This is a genomic window from Alteribacter keqinensis, from assembly GCF_003710255.1.
GTDB classification, from domain to species: Bacteria; Bacillota; Bacilli; order Bacillales; family Salisediminibacteriaceae; genus Alteribacter; species Alteribacter keqinensis.
Genome location: NZ_RHIB01000001.1, coordinates 482,706 through 503,866, shown reverse-complemented (window position 1 = coordinate 503,866; position 21,161 = coordinate 482,706). Strand labels below are relative to the sequence as shown.

The 21,161-nt window shown below is 43.4% G+C and carries 25 protein-coding genes; 14 read left to right on the top strand and 11 right to left on the bottom strand.

Annotation, left to right across the window (positions count from 1 at the left end; translation table 11 throughout):
• Positions 1-27 precede the first annotated feature (27 nt).
• Positions 28-903: a late competence protein ComER gene (gene comER, locus EBO34_RS02430; protein ID WP_122896366.1), complete on the top strand. Its 876-nt coding sequence runs from the start codon at positions 28-30 to the stop codon at positions 901-903.
• A 34-nt stretch (positions 904-937) separates the two neighbouring features.
• Here comER and EBO34_RS02425 read toward each other — a convergent pair whose 3' ends face one another.
• Genes EBO34_RS02425 through EBO34_RS02390 form a run of 8 tightly spaced genes read right to left on the bottom strand, consistent with a single transcriptional unit; the run spans position 938 to position 6,007 of the window.
• Positions 938-1,675, bottom strand: a complete 738-nt coding sequence (locus EBO34_RS02425) for a class I SAM-dependent DNA methyltransferase (RefSeq protein WP_122896365.1) — start codon at positions 1,673-1,675, stop codon at positions 938-940.
• Between the two features lie 18 nt (positions 1,676-1,693).
• Complete coding sequence (gene rsfS / locus EBO34_RS02420; protein ID WP_122896364.1) at positions 1,694-2,050, bottom strand: ribosome silencing factor; 357 nt, start codon at positions 2,048-2,050, stop codon at positions 1,694-1,696.
• Positions 2,051-2,632 carry a bis(5'-nucleosyl)-tetraphosphatase (symmetrical) YqeK gene (yqeK, locus tag EBO34_RS02415; protein WP_122896363.1) on the bottom strand — a complete coding sequence of 194 codons (582 nt, stop codon included), beginning with the start codon at positions 2,630-2,632 and terminating at the stop codon, positions 2,051-2,053.
• Complete coding sequence (locus EBO34_RS02410; RefSeq protein WP_122896362.1) at positions 2,625-3,200, bottom strand: nicotinate-nucleotide adenylyltransferase; 576 nt, start codon at positions 3,198-3,200, stop codon at positions 2,625-2,627. The genes yqeK and EBO34_RS02410 overlap by 8 nt, the downstream gene beginning before the upstream one ends.
• Positions 3,201-3,221: 21 nt before the next feature.
• Complete coding sequence (gene yhbY / locus EBO34_RS02405; protein WP_122896361.1) at positions 3,222-3,518, bottom strand: ribosome assembly RNA-binding protein YhbY; 297 nt, start codon at positions 3,516-3,518, stop codon at positions 3,222-3,224.
• The gene (gene aroE / locus EBO34_RS02400) at positions 3,515-4,363 is read right to left on the bottom strand and encodes a shikimate dehydrogenase (RefSeq protein ID WP_122896360.1); all 849 of its coding nucleotides are present in this window, start codon (positions 4,361-4,363) and stop codon (positions 3,515-3,517) included. The genes yhbY and aroE overlap by 4 nt, the downstream gene beginning before the upstream one ends.
• A gap of 22 nt (positions 4,364-4,385) precedes the next feature.
• Positions 4,386-5,531 carry a ribosome biogenesis GTPase YqeH gene (gene yqeH / locus EBO34_RS02395; protein ID WP_122896359.1) on the bottom strand — a complete coding sequence of 382 codons (1,146 nt, stop codon included), beginning with the start codon at positions 5,529-5,531 and terminating at the stop codon, positions 4,386-4,388.
• Positions 5,474-6,007: a YqeG family HAD IIIA-type phosphatase gene (locus EBO34_RS02390; protein ID WP_122896358.1), complete on the bottom strand. Its 534-nt coding sequence runs from the start codon at positions 6,005-6,007 to the stop codon at positions 5,474-5,476. The genes yqeH and EBO34_RS02390 overlap by 58 nt, the downstream gene beginning before the upstream one ends.
• 453 nt (positions 6,008-6,460) lie before the next feature.
• On the opposite strand from EBO34_RS02390, the gene EBO34_RS02385 reads away from it, so the two are divergent.
• Positions 6,461-6,628 carry a sporulation histidine kinase inhibitor Sda gene (locus EBO34_RS02385; RefSeq protein WP_346725790.1) on the top strand — a complete coding sequence of 56 codons (168 nt, stop codon included), beginning with the start codon at positions 6,461-6,463 and terminating at the stop codon, positions 6,626-6,628.
• Between the two features lie 6 nt (positions 6,629-6,634).
• On the opposite strand, the gene EBO34_RS02380 is transcribed toward EBO34_RS02385, so the two are convergent.
• Positions 6,635-6,850 (bottom strand): hypothetical protein, encoded by a 216-nt coding sequence (locus tag EBO34_RS02380; RefSeq protein ID WP_122896357.1) that lies wholly within the window; start codon positions 6,848-6,850, stop codon positions 6,635-6,637.
• Positions 6,851-7,251: 401 nt separating this feature from the next.
• Between EBO34_RS02380 and EBO34_RS02375 the strand changes: the two genes are divergently transcribed.
• The 7 genes from EBO34_RS02375 to mnhG are packed head-to-tail and all read left to right on the top strand — an operon-like array spanning position 7,252 to position 13,006.
• Positions 7,252-9,669: a Na+/H+ antiporter subunit A gene (locus EBO34_RS02375; protein WP_122896356.1), complete on the top strand. Its 2,418-nt coding sequence runs from the start codon at positions 7,252-7,254 to the stop codon at positions 9,667-9,669.
• The gene (locus EBO34_RS02370; protein WP_122896355.1) at positions 9,666-10,091 is read left to right on the top strand and encodes a Na(+)/H(+) antiporter subunit B; all 426 of its coding nucleotides are present in this window, start codon (positions 9,666-9,668) and stop codon (positions 10,089-10,091) included. Before EBO34_RS02375 ends, EBO34_RS02370 begins: the two co-directional genes overlap by 4 nt.
• Positions 10,091-10,429, top strand: a complete 339-nt coding sequence (locus tag EBO34_RS02365) for a Na(+)/H(+) antiporter subunit C (protein WP_122896354.1) — start codon at positions 10,091-10,093, stop codon at positions 10,427-10,429. Before EBO34_RS02370 ends, EBO34_RS02365 begins: the two co-directional genes overlap by 1 nt.
• Positions 10,422-11,903, top strand: a complete 1,482-nt coding sequence (locus EBO34_RS02360; RefSeq protein WP_122896353.1) for a Na+/H+ antiporter subunit D — start codon at positions 10,422-10,424, stop codon at positions 11,901-11,903. Before EBO34_RS02365 ends, EBO34_RS02360 begins: the two co-directional genes overlap by 8 nt.
• 5 nt (positions 11,904-11,908) lie before the next feature.
• Entirely contained in the window at positions 11,909-12,385 is a 477-nt protein-coding gene (locus EBO34_RS02355; RefSeq protein WP_122896352.1) for a Na+/H+ antiporter subunit E, read from the top strand.
• A complete protein-coding gene (locus EBO34_RS02350) occupies positions 12,385-12,666 on the top strand; it encodes a Na(+)/H(+) antiporter subunit F1 (RefSeq protein WP_026689158.1) in 282 nt (93 codons plus the stop codon). The genes EBO34_RS02355 and EBO34_RS02350 overlap by 1 nt, the downstream gene beginning before the upstream one ends.
• Positions 12,647-13,006, top strand: a complete 360-nt coding sequence (gene mnhG / locus EBO34_RS02345) for a monovalent cation/H(+) antiporter subunit G (RefSeq protein ID WP_122896351.1) — start codon at positions 12,647-12,649, stop codon at positions 13,004-13,006. Before EBO34_RS02350 ends, mnhG begins: the two co-directional genes overlap by 20 nt.
• Positions 13,007-13,229: 223 nt before the next feature.
• On the opposite strand, the gene EBO34_RS02340 is transcribed toward mnhG, so the two are convergent.
• Complete coding sequence (locus EBO34_RS02340) at positions 13,230-14,012, bottom strand: phosphatidylserine decarboxylase (protein ID WP_183163678.1); 783 nt, start codon at positions 14,010-14,012, stop codon at positions 13,230-13,232.
• A gap of 165 nt (positions 14,013-14,177) precedes the next feature.
• Here EBO34_RS02340 and pssA point away from each other — a divergent pair, with 165 nt between their 5' ends.
• The 4 genes from pssA to EBO34_RS02320 all read left to right on the top strand — a co-directional run bounded on the left by pssA (position 14,178) and on the right by EBO34_RS02320 (position 18,923).
• Complete coding sequence (gene pssA, locus EBO34_RS02335) at positions 14,178-14,720, top strand: CDP-diacylglycerol--serine O-phosphatidyltransferase (RefSeq protein WP_122896349.1); 543 nt, start codon at positions 14,178-14,180, stop codon at positions 14,718-14,720.
• Positions 14,721-14,964: 244 nt separating this feature from the next.
• A complete protein-coding gene (locus EBO34_RS02330) occupies positions 14,965-17,553 on the top strand; it encodes a CBS domain-containing protein (protein WP_183163677.1) in 2,589 nt (862 codons plus the stop codon).
• Between the two features lie 220 nt (positions 17,554-17,773).
• Positions 17,774-18,319 (top strand): peroxiredoxin, encoded by a 546-nt coding sequence (locus EBO34_RS02325; protein WP_122896347.1) that lies wholly within the window; start codon positions 17,774-17,776, stop codon positions 18,317-18,319.
• 154 nt (positions 18,320-18,473) lie between these two features.
• Entirely contained in the window at positions 18,474-18,923 is a 450-nt protein-coding gene (locus tag EBO34_RS02320) for a redoxin domain-containing protein (protein WP_122896346.1), read from the top strand.
• Between the two features lie 113 nt (positions 18,924-19,036).
• On the opposite strand, the gene EBO34_RS02315 is transcribed toward EBO34_RS02320, so the two are convergent.
• Positions 19,037-20,125 (bottom strand): HD-GYP domain-containing protein, encoded by a 1,089-nt coding sequence (locus EBO34_RS02315; protein ID WP_142996764.1) that lies wholly within the window; start codon positions 20,123-20,125, stop codon positions 19,037-19,039.
• A gap of 213 nt (positions 20,126-20,338) precedes the next feature.
• On the opposite strand from EBO34_RS02315, the gene deoD reads away from it, so the two are divergent.
• A complete protein-coding gene (gene deoD / locus EBO34_RS02310; RefSeq protein ID WP_122896344.1) occupies positions 20,339-21,049 on the top strand; it encodes a purine-nucleoside phosphorylase in 711 nt (236 codons plus the stop codon).
• Positions 21,050-21,161 lie beyond the last annotated feature (112 nt).

Sequence of the window (21,161 nt, the reverse complement as noted above, 5' to 3'; positions counted from 1 at the left end):
AATTAACATTGAAGGGTCATACAATGAATGGAAAATACGTGTGAAAAGGAGGGGCTTCGATTGAGGAAAATTGGGTTTATCGGGACCGGCAGCATGGGGCGCATTCTCATTGAAGCAATCTTGGAATCAAAAGCAGCGTTACCCACTCAATTGACCATTCATAATCGCACGATTGAGAAAGCCTGTGCCATCGCAGAACAGTATAAAGGCATCTCAGTTTCAGCCAGTTTACCATTGCTGATAAAAAAGTGTGACTGGATATTCTTATGCGTCAAGCCTTTGCAGATGATACCAATTTTGAATGAATATAAAGAATATCTCACGCCTGAAAAAACATTGATTTCAATAACCAGTCCTCTCTCTCTTGATCAGCTGGAAGGGATCGTAAACTGCCGTACAGTGGTGCGATTCATTCCAAGCATTGTAAACCGCGCAGGATGCGGACCATCACTGATCACTTATGGAACGTCTTCACAGGAAGACCAGAAGAAATCATTAAGAGAGTTTTTATCCTGCTTTTCATCCCCGTTGGAGATCGACGAGTCCATTACGCGGGTATCTTCTGATATTGCAAGCTGCGGTCCTGCTTTTATCAGCTTTTTAGTAGAAAAGCTCATTGAAGCGGCAGTTGCAGAAACAAACATTACAAAAGAAGAAGCGACCTATATTGCCGAGAATATGCTTATCGGGTATGGGGCTCTGCTTCAGGAGAAATTATTCACACTTTCAACATTACAAAAAAGGGTAACTGTTCCCGGTGGTGTAACAGGAGAAGGATTGAAGGTATTAAACGAAGAAACGGGAGATATGTTTCATAAATTATTCGTAAAGACTCATGAGAAGTTTGATGAAGATAAGTATTTTATACAAAAACAGCTGGAAAAGGAGCAAAAGGGTTCATGACCCTTTGCTCCTTTGTTAATTCGACACCAAACGCTTATTTCCTTCTTTTTTTTACGTGAAAAAAAATCCGGTCAGTCTGATGAATCGGAGCCTTGCTTCCAAACTCGGATGAGATTTCAACAATATCAAATCCGCATTCGTCCAAAAGAGAAGCATAGACAGATGAATCAAATGTCCGCTGTGTATGGGATTCATCGACTCGATCATATGAGCCATCCTGTTTTTTTATAAAAAACGTCAGATCATGAATGACACTGTTTTCATATTCACCAGGGGAAGCAAACCAGATATACGAGGCGTCATCGTCGTTTTCCGCATACACCTGATGATCAAAAGCTGATTCCATCTTATATGATGAATGTACATCAAACAGAAGGATACCATCTTCTTTCAGTACTTCATGGATCGATAAAAATGCTGAGCGGATTTCATCCTCATCCATAAGGTAGTTCATCCCATCACAAAAAACGGTTACGGCGTCCATCTCGTGAAACCCCGTCAGCTTCTGCATATTCTGTTTAATAAACGTAATGTTCTCCTCTGAAGCGTCCGCTTTTTGTTTTGCGACAGACAGCATTTCCTCTGACAGATCCACCCCTGTCATCTTGTAACCCTCAGAAGCCATTTTGAGCGTAAATGTCGCCGTACCGCAAGCGACATCGAGAATCGCTGAACCTTCCGGAATTCTATCCTTCGCAAAAGTCATCCACTCATCGTAGGGAGCATCAGACATAAGCTGGTCGTAAATATAGGCAAAATGCTGGTAAGTCATAACCTGTCCTTTCCCGCCTTAAGGCTTTAAAACAGCATCAATATTGACGTACTTCGCATCAGCCCAAAGCTTTTCAAGGTTGTAGTAATTGCGGTCTTCTTTATGAAATACGTGGACAATGACATCATTAAGATCAATAAGGATCCAGCGCGCTTCATCCGTTCCTTCAAGCCTTTTTACATCTATCTCTGCTTCCTGAGCTTTGGCCTTCACTTCATGTGCGATCGCCTCAACCTGCTTTGGGGAATTACCATGACAAATGACAAAGTAATCCGCCATGAGGGAAACGCCCTCCATGTCGAGTGCAATAATGTCCTCGGCCCTTTTATCGTCTGCGGCATTAACCACTATATCCAATAATTCTTTTGCGTTCATTTATGATTTCAATCCTCTCATTGTCAGCTTTACTAATTCGTTATAAGCGTGGAAAGTGTCCGGAAAGACCGGCTGTTTTTTACTCGTTAAAAAACCAATCGTATTGGCCAGGGCGAGTAAACAGCCTCTATCCAGCGAATCGTCTGCCGCCTGCCGGACACTTTCGATACCGGGAGATTTTCTGCCCGGTTCAATATAGTCTGCTAAAAAGACTATTTTCTCAATCAGCGTCATCCCTGCCCGCCCTGTGGTATGGTAAACAATCGCACGAATGACGTCCTCGTCTGTTATGCCAAGCTCTGAACGGACAAGGGCTGCCCCGGCAGGAGCATGAAGAATGGCTTCACCATAGCTGCACCACTCATCCGAAAGCCAGTCCGCGGATCTGATGACGTCCTTCATTTCACTTGCTGGGCGGTATTTAGCATAATCATGCAAGATAGCTGCGAGACGGACTTTCTCCAACCGGGCATGGTATTTCCCCGCCAGTTCCTCTGCCGTTTCGACAACTCTTAACGTATGCTCATACCTTGCCGGCTTGAGCTGTTTTTTTACAGCCTCAAATGCACGTTGTTCATTCATATAAATTGTTCTCCTTAATATATGATGCCACATTTTCAGTTAATAAAAATGAGTTTAACGTCCCGGCTTTTACAGCTTGCCTAATGGCTGTAGATGATATGTCAAGAGAGGGGCCTTCTATAAAAGTCATCGGCACATCAATTTGCGGCTCACCCCGGTAACCCGGCCGTTTCATCCAGGCAAAGGTGACAAGCTCCCCGATCGTTTCAATATCCCTCCATGTATGGAGAGCATCCACGCTGTCTCCGCCAATAATAAAGTAAAAATCATGGGTCGGATGCTGGTCCTTCAGAAGCTTTAGCGTATCTGCAGTATAGGAAGGACCTTTACGTTTGAATTCAATAAGGTTGCAGACAAAAGGGACGTGCTTTTCACAGATCATTTCGACCATGTTAATCCGCTCTTCGTCTGATGTCACACTTTTCTTTTCTTTGTGCGGGGGAACCTGATTCGGCAGCCACCACACTTCATCAAGCTTAAGCGAAATCCGTGCCGTTTCCGCAAGTATAGCATGACCGATATGAGGAGGATCAAAAGTACCTCCCATCAGACCGATTCTTTTATCCATATCAATCACTCCCGGGTTGTACTAAGGAAGTTCAATTGTTTTTTGATTCTGAGACTCTTTATACAATACAATCGTACTTCCAATTACTTGTACGACATGCGCTTTTGCACCTTTGCCTAGCGCTTTTGCAACCTCATTCTTATCTTCATCACAGTTTTGGAGGATACTTACTTTAATCAGCTCACGGGCCTCCAGTGCCTCAGATACCTGGATGATTAAATTATCGTTAACTCCGCTTTTGCCGACTTGAAAAATCGGTTTTAAGTGGTGCGCTTTTGACCTTAAAAATCGTTTTTGTTTTCCTGTTAGTGTTTTCATTTTGGTGCCTCCTGCTTTTTCAGTGCGTCTAATACCGTTTGTTTCATTTTTTCACGGGGAGCTTTCCTGCCTGTCCATAACTCAAAAGCAATAGCTCCCTGGTTAATAAACATCCCAAGACCATTAATGGTCTTGGCCCCTTTGTTTTCCGCCACTTGAAGCCATCTTGTCTTCAATGGCGTATATATAAGATCCGAAACGATCGAATCGCGCTTTAATGTTTCAAGGGAAAAAGGCATCCGGTCAATATCCGGTGCCATCCCTATGGAAGTGGTGTTAATGATCACATCAAAACCTGTAAGGTTTGCCTGTGCAATTGTTGAAGGTAAAACAGATACCGGACCTACAGGCTCACAAATACGTGCAATTTCTTTTGCCTTGCTCATGGTTCTGTTCGTGATCGCCAGAACCTGAACTCCGTATTTTAAAAGTGAAACCGCAACAGCCCGGGCAGCTCCCCCTGCACCGATGATCAATACCTTTTTATTCTTTAGTTCTTCTCCGGACTCTGTCAGCAGAGAGTCAAGATAGCCCTGACCATCTGTATTGTATCCAATGAGCCTTCCATTTTCCTGAACGATCGTATTAACTGCCCCAATTGTCCTGGCGTCACTCGAAATTTCATCCAAAAAAGGCATTACATTTACTTTATGAGGCAGCGTAACGTTTACACCCCTGAATTGGTCTTCCCTAAGACTCCTCACAGCTTCTTCAAGATCCTCGGGGTGAATGTCATATGCCCCATAACTGCCTTGGAGACCAACTTCAGCCAAAGCGGCATTGTGCATGGCAGGTGACATGGAATGCCCGATAGGGTGGCCAAACACACCCATTCTTAAGTTCATAGTATCGACTCCTTGAAAATCATTAAAAAGATGGGCGGGTCCCTGTTTGGACGCCTTTTGGCACATAGGCCCGGACAATCGTACCTTTTCCGTGAACGGTTACCCATCCAAGGCCTGAGAATACAATATCTGTTTTCTCATAAGGAAGTTTAAATTCATGCTTTTCAAGAGGGGGAAAATTCTCTGTACTTCCCTCTCCCGGAGGGGTTAATAATGAACCGAGGTGATTTTTATACAATTCATCTGCTTTTTCCGTTTTTGTCCGGTGAATATTCAGTTCGTTGGACATGTGTACAACAAATGACTGCGGGTCACCTTTGAAAAAATCGAGACGGGAAAGACCGCCAAAGAACAATGTCTGACCTTCCTTAAGCTGATACACCTTCGTTTTAATTTCCTTACGAGGTGTAATGATTTTAAGTTCTTCTTTATCTACAAGGTGGGCCATCTGGTGATGATTAATAATCCCCGGTGTATCATAAAGAGAGGAACCGTCATCAAGAGGAATGTCAATCATGTCCAGTGTGGTTCCCGGAACATTTGAAGTTGTAATCAGGAATTCCTCGTCCCCTCCGAACTCTTTTATTAACCTGTTGATAAAAGTGGATTTCCCCACATTTGTACATCCGACAATATACACGTCCCGGCCTTTACGGTACTTCTCAATGAGGTCAGCCGTTTCCATAACGCCGTCCCCTTTTGCTGCGCTCATAAGGTGGACATCCACTGGCTTTAGGCCATTTTCTTTTGCAGCATGTTTCATCCACTGTACAATTTTGCTGTGCTTAATCGATTTTGGAAGTACGTCTGATTTGTTTCCCACTAACAGGACCGGGTTGTTATTTACAAAACGGTGAAGTCCCGGCAGCCAGCTGCCGTGGAAATCAAAAATGTCTGTTACTTTAACAATCAACGCATCCTTCGATCCCAGTTCTGTAAGGATTCTTAAGAAGTCATCATCGTTCAGTGATACATCCTGTACTTCATTATAGTGCTTAAGCCTGAAGCACCTCTGACAGATGACAACATCTTTCTCAAGCGCCTGGGGCGGTGTATAACCCAACTCCCTTTTATCGGTTGTTTGAATCTTCACCCCGCACCCTGCACAGATTACTGGTTGGTTTTCTTGTCTTTCTCCCACTCGATAAGCCCCTTTCGTTTCATCCATTGAAATACTAATCGTTCCATACGGCGGTTAAACCTGGTAATTACACCATCTGTCTGGGCAACTGGTACCACGAGGATCGTATGAAAGCCTCCTCTGTTCCCCCCCAGTATGTCTGTAAGCAACTGGTCTCCAACTACAACCGCTTCATGTTTTTCAATATTCATAATGTTACAGGCCGTTTTAAACGCACGGGTCATTGGTTTTTTTGCACTATGAATAAACGTGAGTTCGTGGGGATCGGAAAAGTGCCTGACACGTTTTTCTGTGTTGTTTGAGACAACTACAATATCAATGCCCTGCGCTTTCACATCTTTGAACCATGCTATTAATTCTTCTGTTGCATCAGGCCTGTCCCACTCGACAAGCGTATTATCCAGGTCAGTTATAATTCCCTTAATCCCTCGTTCTTTCAATTCACTCACGGAAATCTCAAAAATCGAAGGTACGTATTGATCAGGTACGAATCGCTTGAACAATGAAAGCCCTCCATATCATATTTGTGTGTCTGCACACCTCATATTTTCGCTACCCTTCATAATACCCTTATTCTGAGCTATATTTCAATGTTTAGAAAGATTTAATGTCGAATATCACAAGAAATTAATAAAAATAAAAAAAGAACAAATACTTTTCGACATTTTTTCCCATAATCGAAAGACTGTGGAAAAACCTATTCACATTTTCCAACGTTCTGCAGTCACATATTTACATTGTTATAAACAGGATATCCACAAGTTATCCACCCCTTGGTGTGGATAACACGAACGGTTGTTCCACAGAAAGTTTTCTGATAATATCAAAACAAATAAACGAGTATACCGGTTTTTACACGGGAATACTTACCGGTCAGTTAAAACTGCTGCAGTTCAGTGAACCCGGAACAGACTTAAATTGAGGAGTAGTCAAAGAATTGAGGAGGTGAAGCTGCCATGAGGCGGCATGGGGCAATGCGACATCTCAATGATGATTTATTGCTGGAAACATACCAAAAGGCGTGTGAACTTGAATTAAACGATGATTTCATATTTCTTATTACTCAGGAGCTTGAGCGCAGATCGATTGCAGATCGATCTGCGCACCTAAAGAAATTACATTAAGCGTTTCTATTCAGACCGTCGCTGAATTCTGATATATTCTCTCGGATGAAACTTTAATTCATGCAGGCGCTCCTCATCAAGCTGGTAGCCTTCAATTGTATCCCTGTCGTACAGGGGGGCTTGGCGATCCACAATTGTTTTGGTTGCTTCCAGGTGAAACGGTACTATGGCTAAACATAAAATTGTAAAGATTCCTAGTGAAAAACCGACTTTTTTCTTCACAAATCACCACTCCTATTCTACTTATTAGGGTGGTATTTTTTTTGCCCTTTTATACTCTAAAACCAAGTCACTCTTAGGTTTGACAGGTTTAAGACTCTTTCAAAAAAGGGAATCCGGTAAAAAAGAAGTCGAATTTTCCTGCCATGGCTAATACACCCCGGCTGTTTAGCGCAAAATAACCTGAAAGCAAAGCACGTTCTGTCGTTTCCGAAAGTTTCAAAAAAGAAAAAATATTCGCCTTGAAAGATGTGTTTCTTCCTATTTAAGAATCAGGAAAATTCACAAAAAGTCCGGGTCTACGAAGGATGCAAGGCAACTGGTTTTATATTATAATCTTACTTACGTTTGAGGACAGAGCAGAAAATACAAGCCCTAACAAAGAAATAGAGGAGGTAACTCACTTGTCATTATTGCATTTACTTGTTTTGTCACCATTTATTTTAGCTCTATTTATTCCTTTTCTTTATAAATGGTTCCGAAACGTACATACAGGGTGGTTCATCCTTCCATTACCGGTTCTCCTGTTTGTGTACCTGATCCAGTTTGTTTCTGCCGGACCAGGTCTGGGATTCGAACCGATAATGGAAACTGTACCCTGGGTACCGTCACTCGGTATAAATTTCACCATTTATCTCGATGGACTCAGTCTCCTGTTCGCCCTGCTTATTACAGGGATCGGGGCACTGGTTGTTCTTTATTCCATTTTCTACATTGCAAATAAAAAAGACGAGCCCTTAAACAACTTTTATGTTTATCTTCTTATGTTTATGGGGGCAATGCTCGGTGTTGTTTTATCTGACAACCTCATTGTCATTTACGTCTTCTGGGAGCTTACAAGCTTAGCATCATCTTTACTGATCGCTTACTGGTTCCATAAAGAGAAATCCCGTTACGGAGCTCAGAAATCCATGCTAATTACAGTAACGGGTGGTTTTGCAATGCTTGCCGGTTTCTCACTTTTGTACGTGATTACCGGAACTTTCAGTATTCAGGGAATCATTGAGCAAAGCCAGGTGGTTATTGAAAGTCCATTACTTGTACCAACTGTTCTCCTTGTCCTTCTTGGTGCGTTTACAAAATCTGCTCAATTTCCGTTTCACATCTGGCTGCCTGATGCAATGGAAGCACCAACACCAGTCAGTGCTTACCTGCACTCAGCAACGATGGTTAAAGCGGGAATTTATCTTGTGGCCAGATTCACACCTGTATTCGGCGGGACAAGCATCTGGTTCTGGGTCGTATCCCTTGCCGGGCTCATTACACTAACCTGGGGATCAATTTCTGCTGTACGACAAAAGGACTTGAAAGGGATACTCGCCTTTTCAACAATCAGTCAGCTCGGTTTGATTATGTCACTCTTGGGGCTTGGGTCAGCAGCTCTGTACTTTGATGTTGCAGAGGAAGGTCAGGTTTATACTGTTGCCACCATGGCTGCTGTCTTCCATTTAATTAATCACGCAACATTTAAAGGCGGTCTTTTTATGGCTGTCGGAATTATTGATCATGAAACCGGGACGCGGGATATCCGTAAGCTCGGGGGACTGATGGCGCTTATGCCGATTACATTCACAATCAGTCTGATCGGACTCGCATCTATGGCAGGACTCCCGCCGTTCAACGGGTTCCTCAGTAAAGAAATGTTCTTTACAGGAGTTCTTGATGCGACAGGGCTTGAAGTATTCAACATGCAGACATTCGGTCTGATTTTTCCGGTGTTTGCCTGGATCGCGAGTATCTTTACATTCCTGTACTGTCTGATAATGCTGTTTAAGACATTCTTCGGTAACTACCAGCCGGAAAAACTGGAGAAAGAAGCACACGAAGCACCAATCGGAATGCTTATCTCTCCAATCATTTTAATCTCACTCGTAGTGATTATCGGGCTGTTTCCTAATATTGTTTCCTATACTCTGATTGAGCCGGTGATGAACTCAATCCTCCCGGGCTTCCAGTTTGATGTGAACCTTTATCACTGGCACGGACTGAATACAGAGTTGTTTATGACTCTCGGTGTTATCGTGTTTGGTTCATTGATTTACATGAACCTTGGCAGATGGCAGGAAACGTACTTCTTCCTGCGTGAGAGAGATCCGTTTAACCAGGTTTATGACCGGGGGCTAGACGGGCTGATTACCGGTGCCCAGGGAGTTACAAATGTTCAGATGACAGGCCTTTTACGCGATTACTTTGCGTATATGATCGTGTTTATGGTTGGGGCACTTACTGTAACGATGTACTGGTTTGATGCCTTTACGTTTGCAGTGGATCCTGACAGCATGGCTTCCATTCCGGTGTTTGCAGCCATTATCGTGGCTCTGACAGCCATTGTATCCCTGAGTCTTCCGTTTATTCACCACCGGGTGTCAGCGATTATCGTTCTCGGTGTAGTCGGATTCCTCGTTGCTCTGTTGTTTGTAGTATTCAGGGCACCCGACCTTGCTCTTACACAGCTTCTTGTTGAAACAGTGATGGTTGTTCTTTTACTGCTCTGTTTCTATTTCCTGCCGGAGCTCAAAAAAGAGGATTTCAAGCCTCGTTTCAGATGGCTAAATCTTGTGATCTCCATTTCTGTCGGTTTGATTGTGTCTCTTATCGGGATCAGTACTCTGGCACTGTCAGACACAGCACAATTTGAAAGTATCTCTGAGTACTTTATCGAAAACACGTACGAACTTACCGGCGGGAAAAACATGGTTAATATGATTCTCGATGACTTCCGGGCTCTGGATACTATTTTGGAAGTGCTCGTTCTCGGGATTGCGGCACTTGGCGTCGTTGCCCTTATTAAAATGCGCTTTAAAGGAGGCGAAGACGTGTGAAGACAAACTATTTAATGCTTCATACCATTACACGAATCGTAGCCTTGATTATTCTCTCGTTTTCGGTGTATCTGTTTTTTGCAGGACACTATACACCTGGAGGTGGCTTTATCGGAGGTCTCATGTTTGCCTGCGGACTCCTCCTTCTCTACTTGAGTTTTGATCTGAATAAAATCCAGACCGTCCTGCCGATTGATTTTGAAAAAGTCATTGCCATCGGCCTGCTTATCGGACTTGGCACCGGACTGAATTCAATGCTGTTCGGTGACCCGTTCTTTACGATGTATTTTGATTACTTCAACATCTGGCCGTTCGGCGAAGTTGCTCTTACAACAACCACACCTTTTGCCGTTGCTATTTTTCTTGTTGTTGTTGGCGTTGCACTTCTCACAATATTAACGATTGCGGGGGATGAAGCATAATGGAACTACTCATGATTCTTCTTATCGGCATCATCTTCTCCGTCAGTACGTATCTCATTCTGACAAACAGTCTGTTAAGAGTTATCTTCGGGATTATCATGCTTTCCCATGGTGCCCACCTTCTCTTACTGACTTTGTCAGGCTTTAATGAAGGGGCACCGCCTCTACTTGGAGAAGAAGCAAGCGTTTATGCGGACCCCCTGCCACAAGCGCTCATTCTAACTGCTATTGTAATCAGTTTTGGTGTAACAGCATTTCTTCTTGTACTTGGTTACAAAACATACAAAGCACATGAAACTGATAAACTGGATAAATTAAGGGGTCATGCAGATGAATAATTTATTACTTGTACCAGTTCTGGCACCTTTCCTCATAGGGACCATACTCATCCTGTTTAAGTCCTACCCGACAGTACAGCGGTGGATCAGTGCCGTAACAGCCCTGGTTATGCTAGGCTTCTCTTTTTACATTACGTACGTTGTGTATGTGGATGGCATTCAGACAGTTGAACTTGGCGGCTGGGCTCCTCCGTTTGGAATCGTACTTGTCGCAGACTTATTTGCAAGTCTCATGGTTATCCTTTCGAGCATCGTTGGCGTTGTCTGTTTATTCTTCGCCTTCCAGACGATCTCCAAAGAACGTGAAAAATTTTATTTTTACCCGTTTTACATGTACCTGCTTGCAGGTGTACACGGTGCATTCCTGACTGGTGACTTATTTAACCTGTTTGTATTTTTTGAAGTTATGCTGATTGCTTCCTACATTCTCATTGTTCACGGGGGAACGAAGTATCAGCTGAGGGAGTCTTTTAAATACGTTGTCATTAACGTATTTGCTTCCATCTTCTTTATTGTCGGTATTGCTTATATTTACGGAATAACCGGCACTCTCAATATGGCGGATATCGCTGTGAGAGTAGCCGAAATTGAACAGACAGGGGTTCTAAACGCCATAGCTGTCCTCTTCCTTGTCGTTTTCGGAATGAAGGGAGCCTTGTTTCCACTGTACTTCTGGCTGCCAAATTCCTATTTCGGACCGCCTTCAGCTATTGCAGCATTGTTTGGAGGACTGCTTACGAAGGTTGGTATTTATGCCATCATCCGTACATTTACATTGATCTTTGTTCACGATCCAGGCTTTACACACAACCTGATTTTAATTCTGGCCGGAGGTACGATGTTCTTCGGAGTCCTCGGGGCGGTTGCTCAGTTTGACTTTAAACGCATTCTGTCCTTTCACATTATCAGTCAGGTTGGTTACATGGCTCTCGGACTGGGGCTTTACTCTCAGCTGGCCATTGCCGGGGCGATCTACTATATTGCCCACCACATTATCGTAAAATCAGCCTTGTTCCTGTTCTGTGGAGCAACTGAAAAGATAACCGGTACTACTGATTTAAAGAAGATGAGCGGGCTCTTAAAGTCTTATCCTGTTCTGGGCTGGCTGTTCCTGGTGTCAGCGATCTCACTTGCAGGGATTCCGCCTTTAAGCGGGTTTTTCAGTAAATTCGCCCTCATTCTGAACGGTATTGAACAGGAGCGTTACTTTATCGTATTTATCAGTCTGATTGTCGGATTACTGACTTTGTTCTCCATGATGAAGATCTTCATTTATGTATTCTGGGGCGAAGAATCCCTTGAGGAGAAGGATAAGAATAAACCAATCATGCCTCTCTTGGCACCTATTCTGCCACTGGTTGCATTGACGATCATTCTCGGTATCGGAGCAGAGCCCATTTTCGCATTTTCAATGGAAGTAGCTAATCAGCTCTTGGAGCCGTCAGAGTATATTAATTCTGTTCTTAAGGAGTAGGTAAAATGGCTTATCAAATATTAATTAATATCGCAATCGCGTTTATTTGGATGCTTTTACGAAACGAAGCCTCTCTTTTAGAATTCGGAATTGGATATATCGTCGGTCTTCTGATTCTGTTTTTCTTAAGGCGCTTCCTGAAGTTCAGATTTTACTTCAGCCGCGTAATTGCGATCTTCAAGCTTTTGTTCTTGTTTATTTACAAACTGATATTGTCCAACATCGATGTGATTAAAATTGTTTTAAGTCCGAAGCTGGATATTGAGCCGGGGATTATCGCGGTTCCAACGAAGCTGAAGACCGACTGGGAGGTTACCCTTCTTGCAACGTTAATCTCCCTTACACCCGGTACACTGTCAATGAACTTCTCTCCGGATGGAAAGATCCTTTACATTCATTCCATTCATGTACCGGATAAGGAAGCAGCGATTGAAGAGATTCACTCTTCGTTCGAAAAAGCGATTATGGAGGTGACCCACTAATGCTGTATACTATTGCAAATGTATGCCTCGTATTAATGGCACTTTCCATCGCCGTCTTGTTTATCAGGGTCATTATCGGCCCAACCCTTTCAGACCGTGTGGTGGCATTGGATACAATCGGTATTAACCTGATCGGCTTTATCGGGATCATTATGCTGATTCAGAATACAATCGCTTATTCAGAAGTTATCCTGGTAATAGCCATTCTTGCCTTTGTCGGTTCTATAGCGTTTGCCAAATTTATTGAAGGGGGTGTCGTCATTGACCGAGGTGATCGTTAGTATTTTCCTGATTATCGGTGCCGGCTTAAGTGTTATAGGGTCGATCGGCATCATCCGCTTCCCCGATGTTTACGGCAGGCTCCATGCAGCAACCAAGAGTGCTACTCTGGGTGTAATCAGTATTATGATCGGGATTTTTCTTTACTTTTTGATTGTCCAGGGACTTTTCGTAGGGAAATTCCTTCTCACCATTCTCTTCGTCTTCCTGACGGCTCCTGTAGCGGGATTTATGATTGCCAAATCAGCTTATAACGTTAAAGTTAAGATGTGGGATCAGAGCACTCAGGACGACCTTGGAAGAGACTTAAAGAAGTATAAACAACATGAAAAAAGTCAATAATGCTTGGTTCCGGCATTGGAGTAGCTGCTTAAGGCATATACTTCAGTGCCGGTTTTTTTATTTCCCCAAGGATTCCGGGTCTCATGATCAGCTGTTTATGGCCACTGCTGATGAAACAAGATAACTCAATATACAGAATTCAAGCATGCATTCTATTGGAAAAAAACGTTATAAAAAAGAGGAAGAATCATAATTTATGAGTCTCCCTCTTCATCACAATCATTTACTTAGTAATCGTTGCTATGGCCTCGCCGTATTTTACTTTTCCATTGAGGATCTCTTTTTCCACCATGCCCTTTTCAAAGAGAAGCATCACACTTGAACCGAATGAGAAATAAGCCATTTCTTCTCCTTTTGAAACGGTGCCGTTTGCCATCGCTTTCCCCGGGTGAATACTATTTACATTTAATGCCCCGATTTTCACGACGCATACCCGGTGGTCATCTTCTGTACTCACTTCGGTAAGAAGTCTGTAGTTCTTAGCCAGCACTCTGTCCCCAAGTGAAAGCCCCAGTGGGTTAACTGGTGATGAGTGGGTACCCAATGCCCACGTTTTAACAATTTCCCCTTCAACGGGACTGTGGATCCGGTGATAATCAGTAGGACTCAAATAAAAAAGCATATACCTTCCACCTAGGTACCGTTTACCCGTGTCTTCCAAACCTACGAGCTCATTTACATCATATGTCTGCCCCTTAATCGTAAATGTGGCATCCTCTGAAATGAGGCCGGTTTCTGATAAAGTACCATCTACCGGGCTGACGATGGTTTCATCACCTGATGCTACCTGCCTGATCCCGGGTTTCAGTTCCCTGATGAACAGAGACTGGAGTGTATCAAATTCGGTTACTTTTTTCTCTGATTCATTCAAATCAATTTTATACACATTCGCAAAAGAACGGATGAGAGGCTTACTCACCCTTGAGGTTGTAAATTTTCTGATGCCCCAGGACTGTACCGGGCTTTTCGTTAATTCCATTAATGATCGGTAAATTTTTTTCTTCAAAACAGATTCCTCCAAAATCGACATTCATATATGTTTTAAATCGTGACATATATTAGTAGTTTCTCAGTCAAAGTTATGGTAAAATAAATATTTAATCAGAGTTCGCTTTCAAATGACTGAATATAAGAAAGCCAACCGATAAAACCGAAAAAAGGGGTGATGTCGTTGACGTTGTTACAACACCTTGTTGACAATACGTATCGGAAGTTCCGCAGTCAGACGGCCAATCTGCTGACGATTTTGAACTTGGGTCTCGGTGGCTTTGCGATGCTGGCTGTACTTCAGGGCCAATATGGCATAAGCGTTGCGTTTATCTGCCTCGCTGCCATTTTTGACCGGCTTGATGGAAAAGTGGCCCGCAAGTTAAATATAGAGTCAGACATGGGAAAACAATTGGATTCATTATGTGATATTATATCATTTGGCGTAGCACCTGCGTTATTAGTTTATCAATCTGTATTATACCAGTTTTCGACAGCTGGTATGGTATTTACCATCATTTTTATTGCCTGCGGTGCCATTCGTCTTGCCAGATTCAACGTAACAGAACAGGAAGGTTTCTTTGTAGGGCTGCCGATTACAGCTGCCGGCTGTATTCTGACTGTCAGCCACTTACTGAATGACACGATCGCAGCGCCGGCCTTTATGTGGATTACACTGGCACTGTCTATCTTAATGATCAGTACTTTCCGTGTTCGTAAAATGTAATACATTCTGTCCGGGTCGTTCCGGTCTGTAAAAACAATGAACGAAGCCTCTGCCCTCCCTTCTATTCAGGGTGTGCAGCCGGCTGAGGCCATTGTTTTTTTATTTCTTCAGCCTTGCCGCCTTTTATAATGAAAGAGTAAAATGGAAAGGAATAGGATTATACTTTCACTTTTAAAATTCGAGGCTCATGGGAGTGACTGCGCTATCCCTCCTTCCTCAAATACCATCTGTAAAGGGGGTTCCCATGCAAGTTATTTTATCTCATACCAACCTTGATTTTGACGGCCTTGCATCCATGGTTGCCGCGGGCAAACTATACCCCGAAGCCCATACCGTTCTCCCTGAAAAACTGCAGGAATCAGTTGAACACTTTTTAGCTATTTATAAAGACACCTTTTCATTTACCCATGAAAACCGCGTGAACTGGGGTACAGTTACAGACGTCATTCTTGTGGACATCTCCACACTTGAACGAACAGGAAGAATTGCAAAAAAACTACCGGAAAATATTAATGTAATCTGTTTTGATCATCACGAAGCCAGTACTCATCAATATCCCGGCACGTACCTACCCTACGGTGCCTGTGTCACTATTCTCCTTGAACAAATTCAGGAAAGAAGCTTACCGGTCAGTGCTTTTGAAGCGACACTCTTTACCCTGGGCCTATATGCAGATACAGGAAACTTTACATATAACTCGACTAAACCTGAAGATCTCCTGGCTGGTTACCACATGCTGAAATCAGGGGCGAGCCTGGATGTGGCAGAAAAATTCAGAGATACGCCTCTCAGTGAAGGAGAGCAGCATCTCTTCAGAACACTTCTGAATAAAAGCAAGCGAAAGGAGCTCGATGGGACAAGTGTCCTTATTACCTGCCATAAACAGAATCACTATACGGGGAACCTCGCAGGAATTGCGAGTAAGCTGATGTCACTTACCGGTGCTGATGCCCTCTTTGCACTTGTGAAAATGGAGGATAAAACGTTTATTACAGCCAGAGCGGCATCAGACAGAATCAGTGTTTTACCGGTCATTGAAGCCTTGGGAGGGGGGGGCCATCAAAAGGCTGCCTCAGCCATGCGAAAAGACACCGACCCGGTGATGCTTGCTGAAGAACTTGAATTACAGCTATCTTCCTTAATTTCTTCGACCCAGACAGCTAAAGAGATCATGAGCAGCCCGGTAAGGGTTGTTGCTCCGGATACAAGCGTTGAAGATGTGTCAAAAATGCTTTTCCGGTACGGCCATACTGGTTTTCCTGTCGTGGATAAAGAAAAGCTTGTTGGCATTATTTCAAGAAGGGATGCAGACAAAGCACTCCATCACGGGTTAGGCCACGCTCCTGTGAAAGGCTATATGAGCAATAATCCGGTTTCCATTACCTCTGATACGTCTGTTTCTGATATCCAGTCCATCATGATAGATAAAAACGTCGGAAGACTGCCTGTCCTGGAAAACGGTGAAGTGGCAGGCATTGTATCAAGAACCGATGTAATTAGAACGATCCACAATAAAAACACAAAACCTTTAAATAATACAGCTGATGAGTTTACGGTAAACAAAAAGATCGATCTTACGGATGTTCTTGCCAGCCATTTCAATAAAGACTTATTTAACCTTGTTAGAATTATTGGTGAACAGGCAGATAAGCTGGGGATGAAAGCCTACTTGATCGGAGGCATCGTAAGAGACCTTCTCCTCGAGCGGCCAAACGAAGACATTGATATAGTGGTCGAAGGCAATGCCATTGTCCTCGGCGAGGCTCTTACAGGTGAATACGGAGGTTCCATACGCTCGCATGAAACCTTTAAGACGGCAACATGGAGTCATCATGACGGTCTGAAAATTGACCTTACAAGTGCCCGGACAGAGTACTATGACTTCCCGGCAGCTCTTCCCAATGTTGAACTGTCCAATATTAAAGAAGACCTTTACAGACGTGATTTTACAATTAACGCTCTGGCAATGTCCCTATCCTCCGGCGATTTCGGTACTCTTCTTGATTTTTTCCACGGCTACGAGGACATCCGGAACGGGCAGATCAGAGTATTATATAATTTGAGCTTCCTCGAAGATCCTACAAGGATTTTACGTGCTCTCAGATTTGAGAACCGTTTCTTATTTAAAATGGATAATGAAACCGAAGAATTCGCAAAAACCCATAAAAAAATGCTTTCATCTGTATCAAAGCCGAGACTGGCCAATGAAGTAAAAAAGGTTATTACCGAAGAAGACCTAATCCGTTTTGTCAAAAGAGCATCAGAACTTGACCTTCTGTCCCACCTTTTGAACACACATGAAGACACCGTGACTGTCTTAAAGCGTCTCCAGTGTTTTAATGAGATAAGAGACCGCCTGACCAGAGATAAGCTTCACCCTTCGCACTGGCTCGGTGTTCTTCTTCTAATGACAGACCTTTCCCGGGAAGCCTTCGAAGAATGTCTTGGTTTTGCGAAAAATAAACAGGATGAAAAACTCCTTTCAGAAGTATACCGCTTTTACCAGACATACGATTTTAAGTTCCATTCTCTCTACGACTGGCATGCTGTCTGCTCTGAAGTTAGTCTTGAGGCGATAACTGTCTGTCTGTCACTTTGCCACCACGACTCCTTTATCGTTGAACAGGGAACCGAATACCTTATAAAAAGAGACAGTGTTACCCATACCATCTCAGGAACTGATCTGATTGATTTAGGGTTTAAACCGGGTCCCCATTTTAAAACATGGCTTCTTCAGCTTGAAGCAAGTAAAATCGAAAATCCTTCTCTCAGTAAAGAAGAACTGCTTGAATATGCCCGTCATGTTTTTTCAGACAGCGCGGATGAGAAATAAACGTATATACTGAGAAAATAATCATGCTCACCTGTTTGTGTTCGGGTGAGCATATTTCTTGTAACTCATTTTTGGTGCGTTATAATAGGAAACAGTTGTCCAGACGAGTGTAATTATTTATTTAAAATAATTATAATTAATTTGTTGACAACGATCGGATTTTTGTTAAAATATAATTTGTATTAAACAATAATTATTCTAATTAAAGGAGCGATTTATTATGACTGACAAGCGCATGGTAGCAAAACAAGCACCTCGCTTCGAAATGGACGCAGTACTTCCAAATAAAGATTTCGGGAAAGTTTCCCTCGAAGAAAATATGAAAAACGACAAGTGGACTGTTCTTTACTTCTATCCAATGGACTTCACTTTCGTGTGCCCGACAGAAATTACGTCACTGAGTGACCGGCAGGACGAATTCGACGATCTTGATGCAGAGGTAATCGGTGTTTCTACCGACACTATTCACACTCACCTTGCCTGGATCAACACAGACCGTGACGACAACGGACTCGGTAAACTGGAGCACTCACTTGCAGCCGATACGAACCATCGTGTTGCACGTGATTATGGTGTTCTTCTTGAAGATGAAGGTGTAGCTCTTCGCGGTCTCTTCATCATCAGCCCTGAAGGAGAGCTAATGTACTCTGTTGTAAATCACAACAACATCGGCCGGGACGTAGACGAAACACTGCGTGTCCTTCAGGCTCTTCAAACCGGCGGACTCTGCCCTGCAAACTGGAAGCCTGGACAGGCTACCCTGTAAATCGTATTAATGAGGGTGTCTTAAAAGGCGAAAAGCTGATAGACAGCGGCTTCACTCATTGCTTCGGGGATGACCCAAAAGGCATTAACCTGCCTTTTGGGTCACCTCTCCTATAAACATATAACAACTACGCTAAAACAGGAGTGATTTTACAATGAAACTAAGATCTGAAATGCCGGAGCTAACCGGTGCTACTGAATGGTTAAACGATGAATTAACAAAAGAAGACCTTGTAGGAGACAAACCAACCCTGTTCCACTTTTGGTCTGTCAGCTGCGGACTTTGTAAAGAAGCAATGCCGGATGTAAATGAATTTCGTGACGAATTTGAAGACGAGCTGAACGTCGTAGCTGTACACATGCCGCGTTCTGAAAAAGATTTGGACATGAGTGTCATCAAAGCCATGGCACTTAGCCACGACATCTCTCAGCCAATTTTCGTGGACAACGAGCACAAGCTTACAGATGCTTTTGAAAACCAATACGTGCCTGCCTACTATGTTTTCGATGCAGAAGGCAAGCTACGCCACTTCCAGGCCGGCGGCGGCGGTATGAAGATGCTCCGCAAGCGTGTAAACCGCGTGCTTGGTAACGAGGAGAAATAAACTGACCACTTGTGGTTTGAAAATAAAATTGATTTTGGTATTGAACACCGTATCGATAAAAAGAGGAACCCGCAGGTCTTTACCTGAAGGTTCCTCTTTTCATTTTGCATATATTATATTTCCACAGGATTTTGTTGGTCGAGCTGTACATCCTTTATCTTGAGGCTACGGTTTTTTCTAAGATCCAGGTATCCCTCACCTACCGCTATCAGAGGCCGCGTTATCTCTTCGATTGGCAGGTGGACAATCGTCCCCTCCTCCCCGCTTTCCAGCAGCACCCTGCAGTTCATATATCCATTAATCACATGCTGCACAAATGGAAATACGATCTGACCATTAAGCTTGTTTTTATAAACTTCATTCACAAGCTCTTCAAGCGCCCGGAATGGAGAAAACTTTTCCCGGTAAACCCGGTCTGAGGAAATGGCATCATAAATATCCGCCACAGCTAATATCTGGGCAAAAAAAGGCGTCTCCCCGCCTCTTAGACCAAAGGGATACCCGGACCCATCAAGCCTTTCATGATGCAGGAGCGCTCCCTGAACAATCGTATAACTGACGCCGTCTATTCTCTCAAGAAGTTCTTTCCCGTATACAGGGTGCTTCTTTATTTCTTCATACTCCCGTTCAGTAAGCTTACCTTCTTTATTCAACAGATACTTTGATAATTGCATCTTTCCGATATCGTGGAAAAAGCCGGCTTTACCAAGTTCGAGAACCTCCTCATCAGTCTGACCGAGCATTTTGCTGATCGTAGCTGCAAGAAGCCCGACATTGATACTGTGGCGGTATGTATACTCATCGTGGCCTTTAATATGGTATAGCTCAAGAAAGATATTTGTTCTTGTCAGTACTTTATGAAGCAAACCTGTAAACGGTTTCATAAAATCCTGAACACTCGGAGTTTCTCTTGTCACCGCGGCCTCAAACAGCCGCTTTACTTCAGCAACGTTATCAGCATAAAGACGCATTACTTCTTCTTTTTCCCCGGGAAAAGTGCGGAACTGATCTACCAGATCAGGGGAAGAGAGCTTTTCAACCTCAATCTCTCTTATATCGTGATTAAGCAGGATCTCAAGGTGCCATTTCGACAGGGCCATCCCTTTTCTGAGAAGAAAATACCCATTAGGAGAAATGATTTCTTTGGCTAAGATACGCCCGGTAACTGTTTTTTTACTGGCATTAAGCTGTATCGTTTCCACCACTTCTACACCTCTCTTACATAAACTTCAATAATATGACATTTATCTTACTATATCATAAGTATTTTTACCTGTATTAGTAACCTTATAAAAACATTTTCAGTCCTATAGACCTCTGTATCTTATTTCTAAAACTTGTGAAAGTTGACTTTGTCCGTTTACTTCCGATATGCTATGAATGATTTGGTATTTTATTTTAGGAGGCTTATTACTATGAGTGTACATATTGGTGCAAAAGAAGGCGAAATCGCAGAATCCATTCTGCTTCCGGGCGACCCGCTGAGAGCGAAATACATTGCAGAAAACTTCCTTGAAAATGTCACCTGCTACAACGAAGTCCGCGGTATGCTGGGTTACACGGGTACCTATAAAGGAAAGCGCATCTCTGTTCAGGGAACAGGAATGGGTGTCCCTTCCATCTCCATCTACGTTCACGAATTGATCAACAGCTACGGAGTTAAAAACCTGATCCGCGTCGGTACGTGCGGTGCATTCCAAAAAGATGTCAAAGTTCGTGACGTCATTCTTGCCATGAGTGCTTCTTCCGATTCAGGTGTAAACCAGCGCTACTTCGGGGGAATTGACTTCGCTCCAACAGCCGACTTCGGTCTTTTAAAAAGTGCCTATGACGGCGCCGTTGCAAGCGGCCTGAACGTACGTGTCGGTAATGTCTTTACTTCAGACGTGTTCTATAACGATTACAAAGACCAGGTGCAAAAGCTCGCTGATCACCAGGTTCTTGCAGTAGAGATGGAATCTTCCGCACTTTACACGATCGCAGCCCGGTTTGGCGTGAACGCGTTGAGTGTCCTGACGGTGAGTGACCACCTCGTCACAGGTGAAGAAACAAGCTCCCAGGAACGCCAGGAAACATTCAACGAAATGGTAGACGTAGCCCTGACTGCTGCGATTGAAGCCGAGTAAGGGTGCATTGCAGTTAATTCAGGGGAATCTTGGGGTTATCCTGGGATGATTTTGTGGTGGCCTTGGGATGACTTCGGGATGATTTTTAGTGTAAAAGAGACAGGCTCTCCGG

What these genes read in the sequence shown, in the direction of transcription:
- EBO34_RS02365 (WP_122896354.1), top strand. Translation starts at nt 10,091, where the DNA reads ATGGAACTACTCATGATTCTTCTTATCGGCATCATCTTCTCCGTCAGT.
- EBO34_RS02355 (WP_122896352.1), top strand. Translation starts at nt 11,909, where the DNA reads ATGGCTTATCAAATATTAATTAATATCGCAATCGCGTTTATTTGGATG.
- EBO34_RS02350 (WP_026689158.1), top strand. Translation starts at nt 12,385, where the DNA reads ATGCTGTATACTATTGCAAATGTATGCCTCGTATTAATGGCACTTTCC.
- EBO34_RS02425 (WP_122896365.1), bottom strand. Translation starts at nt 1,675, where the DNA reads ATGACTTACCAGCATTTTGCCTATATTTACGACCAGCTTATGTCTGAT.
- EBO34_RS02410 (WP_122896362.1), bottom strand. Translation starts at nt 3,200, where the DNA reads ATGGATAAAAGAATCGGTCTGATGGGAGGTACTTTTGATCCTCCTCAT.
- EBO34_RS02360 (WP_122896353.1), top strand. Translation starts at nt 10,422, where the DNA reads ATGAATAATTTATTACTTGTACCAGTTCTGGCACCTTTCCTCATAGGG.
- comER (WP_122896366.1), top strand. Translation starts at nt 28, where the DNA reads ATGGAAAATACGTGTGAAAAGGAGGGGCTTCGATTGAGGAAAATTGGG.
- EBO34_RS02325 (WP_122896347.1), top strand. Translation starts at nt 17,774, where the DNA reads ATGACTGACAAGCGCATGGTAGCAAAACAAGCACCTCGCTTCGAAATG.
- EBO34_RS02330 (WP_183163677.1), top strand. Translation starts at nt 14,965, where the DNA reads ATGCAAGTTATTTTATCTCATACCAACCTTGATTTTGACGGCCTTGCA.
- yhbY (WP_122896361.1), bottom strand. Translation starts at nt 3,518, where the DNA reads ATGAAAACACTAACAGGAAAACAAAAACGATTTTTAAGGTCAAAAGCG.
- aroE (WP_122896360.1), bottom strand. Translation starts at nt 4,363, where the DNA reads ATGAACTTAAGAATGGGTGTGTTTGGCCACCCTATCGGGCATTCCATG.
- yqeK (WP_122896363.1), bottom strand. Translation starts at nt 2,632, where the DNA reads ATGAATGAACAACGTGCATTTGAGGCTGTAAAAAAACAGCTCAAGCCG.
- EBO34_RS02385 (WP_346725790.1), top strand. Translation starts at nt 6,461, where the DNA reads ATGAGGCGGCATGGGGCAATGCGACATCTCAATGATGATTTATTGCTG.
- deoD (WP_122896344.1), top strand. Translation starts at nt 20,339, where the DNA reads ATGAGTGTACATATTGGTGCAAAAGAAGGCGAAATCGCAGAATCCATT.
- yqeH (WP_122896359.1), bottom strand. Translation starts at nt 5,531, where the DNA reads ATGGATGAAACGAAAGGGGCTTATCGAGTGGGAGAAAGACAAGAAAAC.
- EBO34_RS02320 (WP_122896346.1), top strand. Translation starts at nt 18,474, where the DNA reads ATGAAACTAAGATCTGAAATGCCGGAGCTAACCGGTGCTACTGAATGG.
- rsfS (WP_122896364.1), bottom strand. Translation starts at nt 2,050, where the DNA reads ATGAACGCAAAAGAATTATTGGATATAGTGGTTAATGCCGCAGACGAT.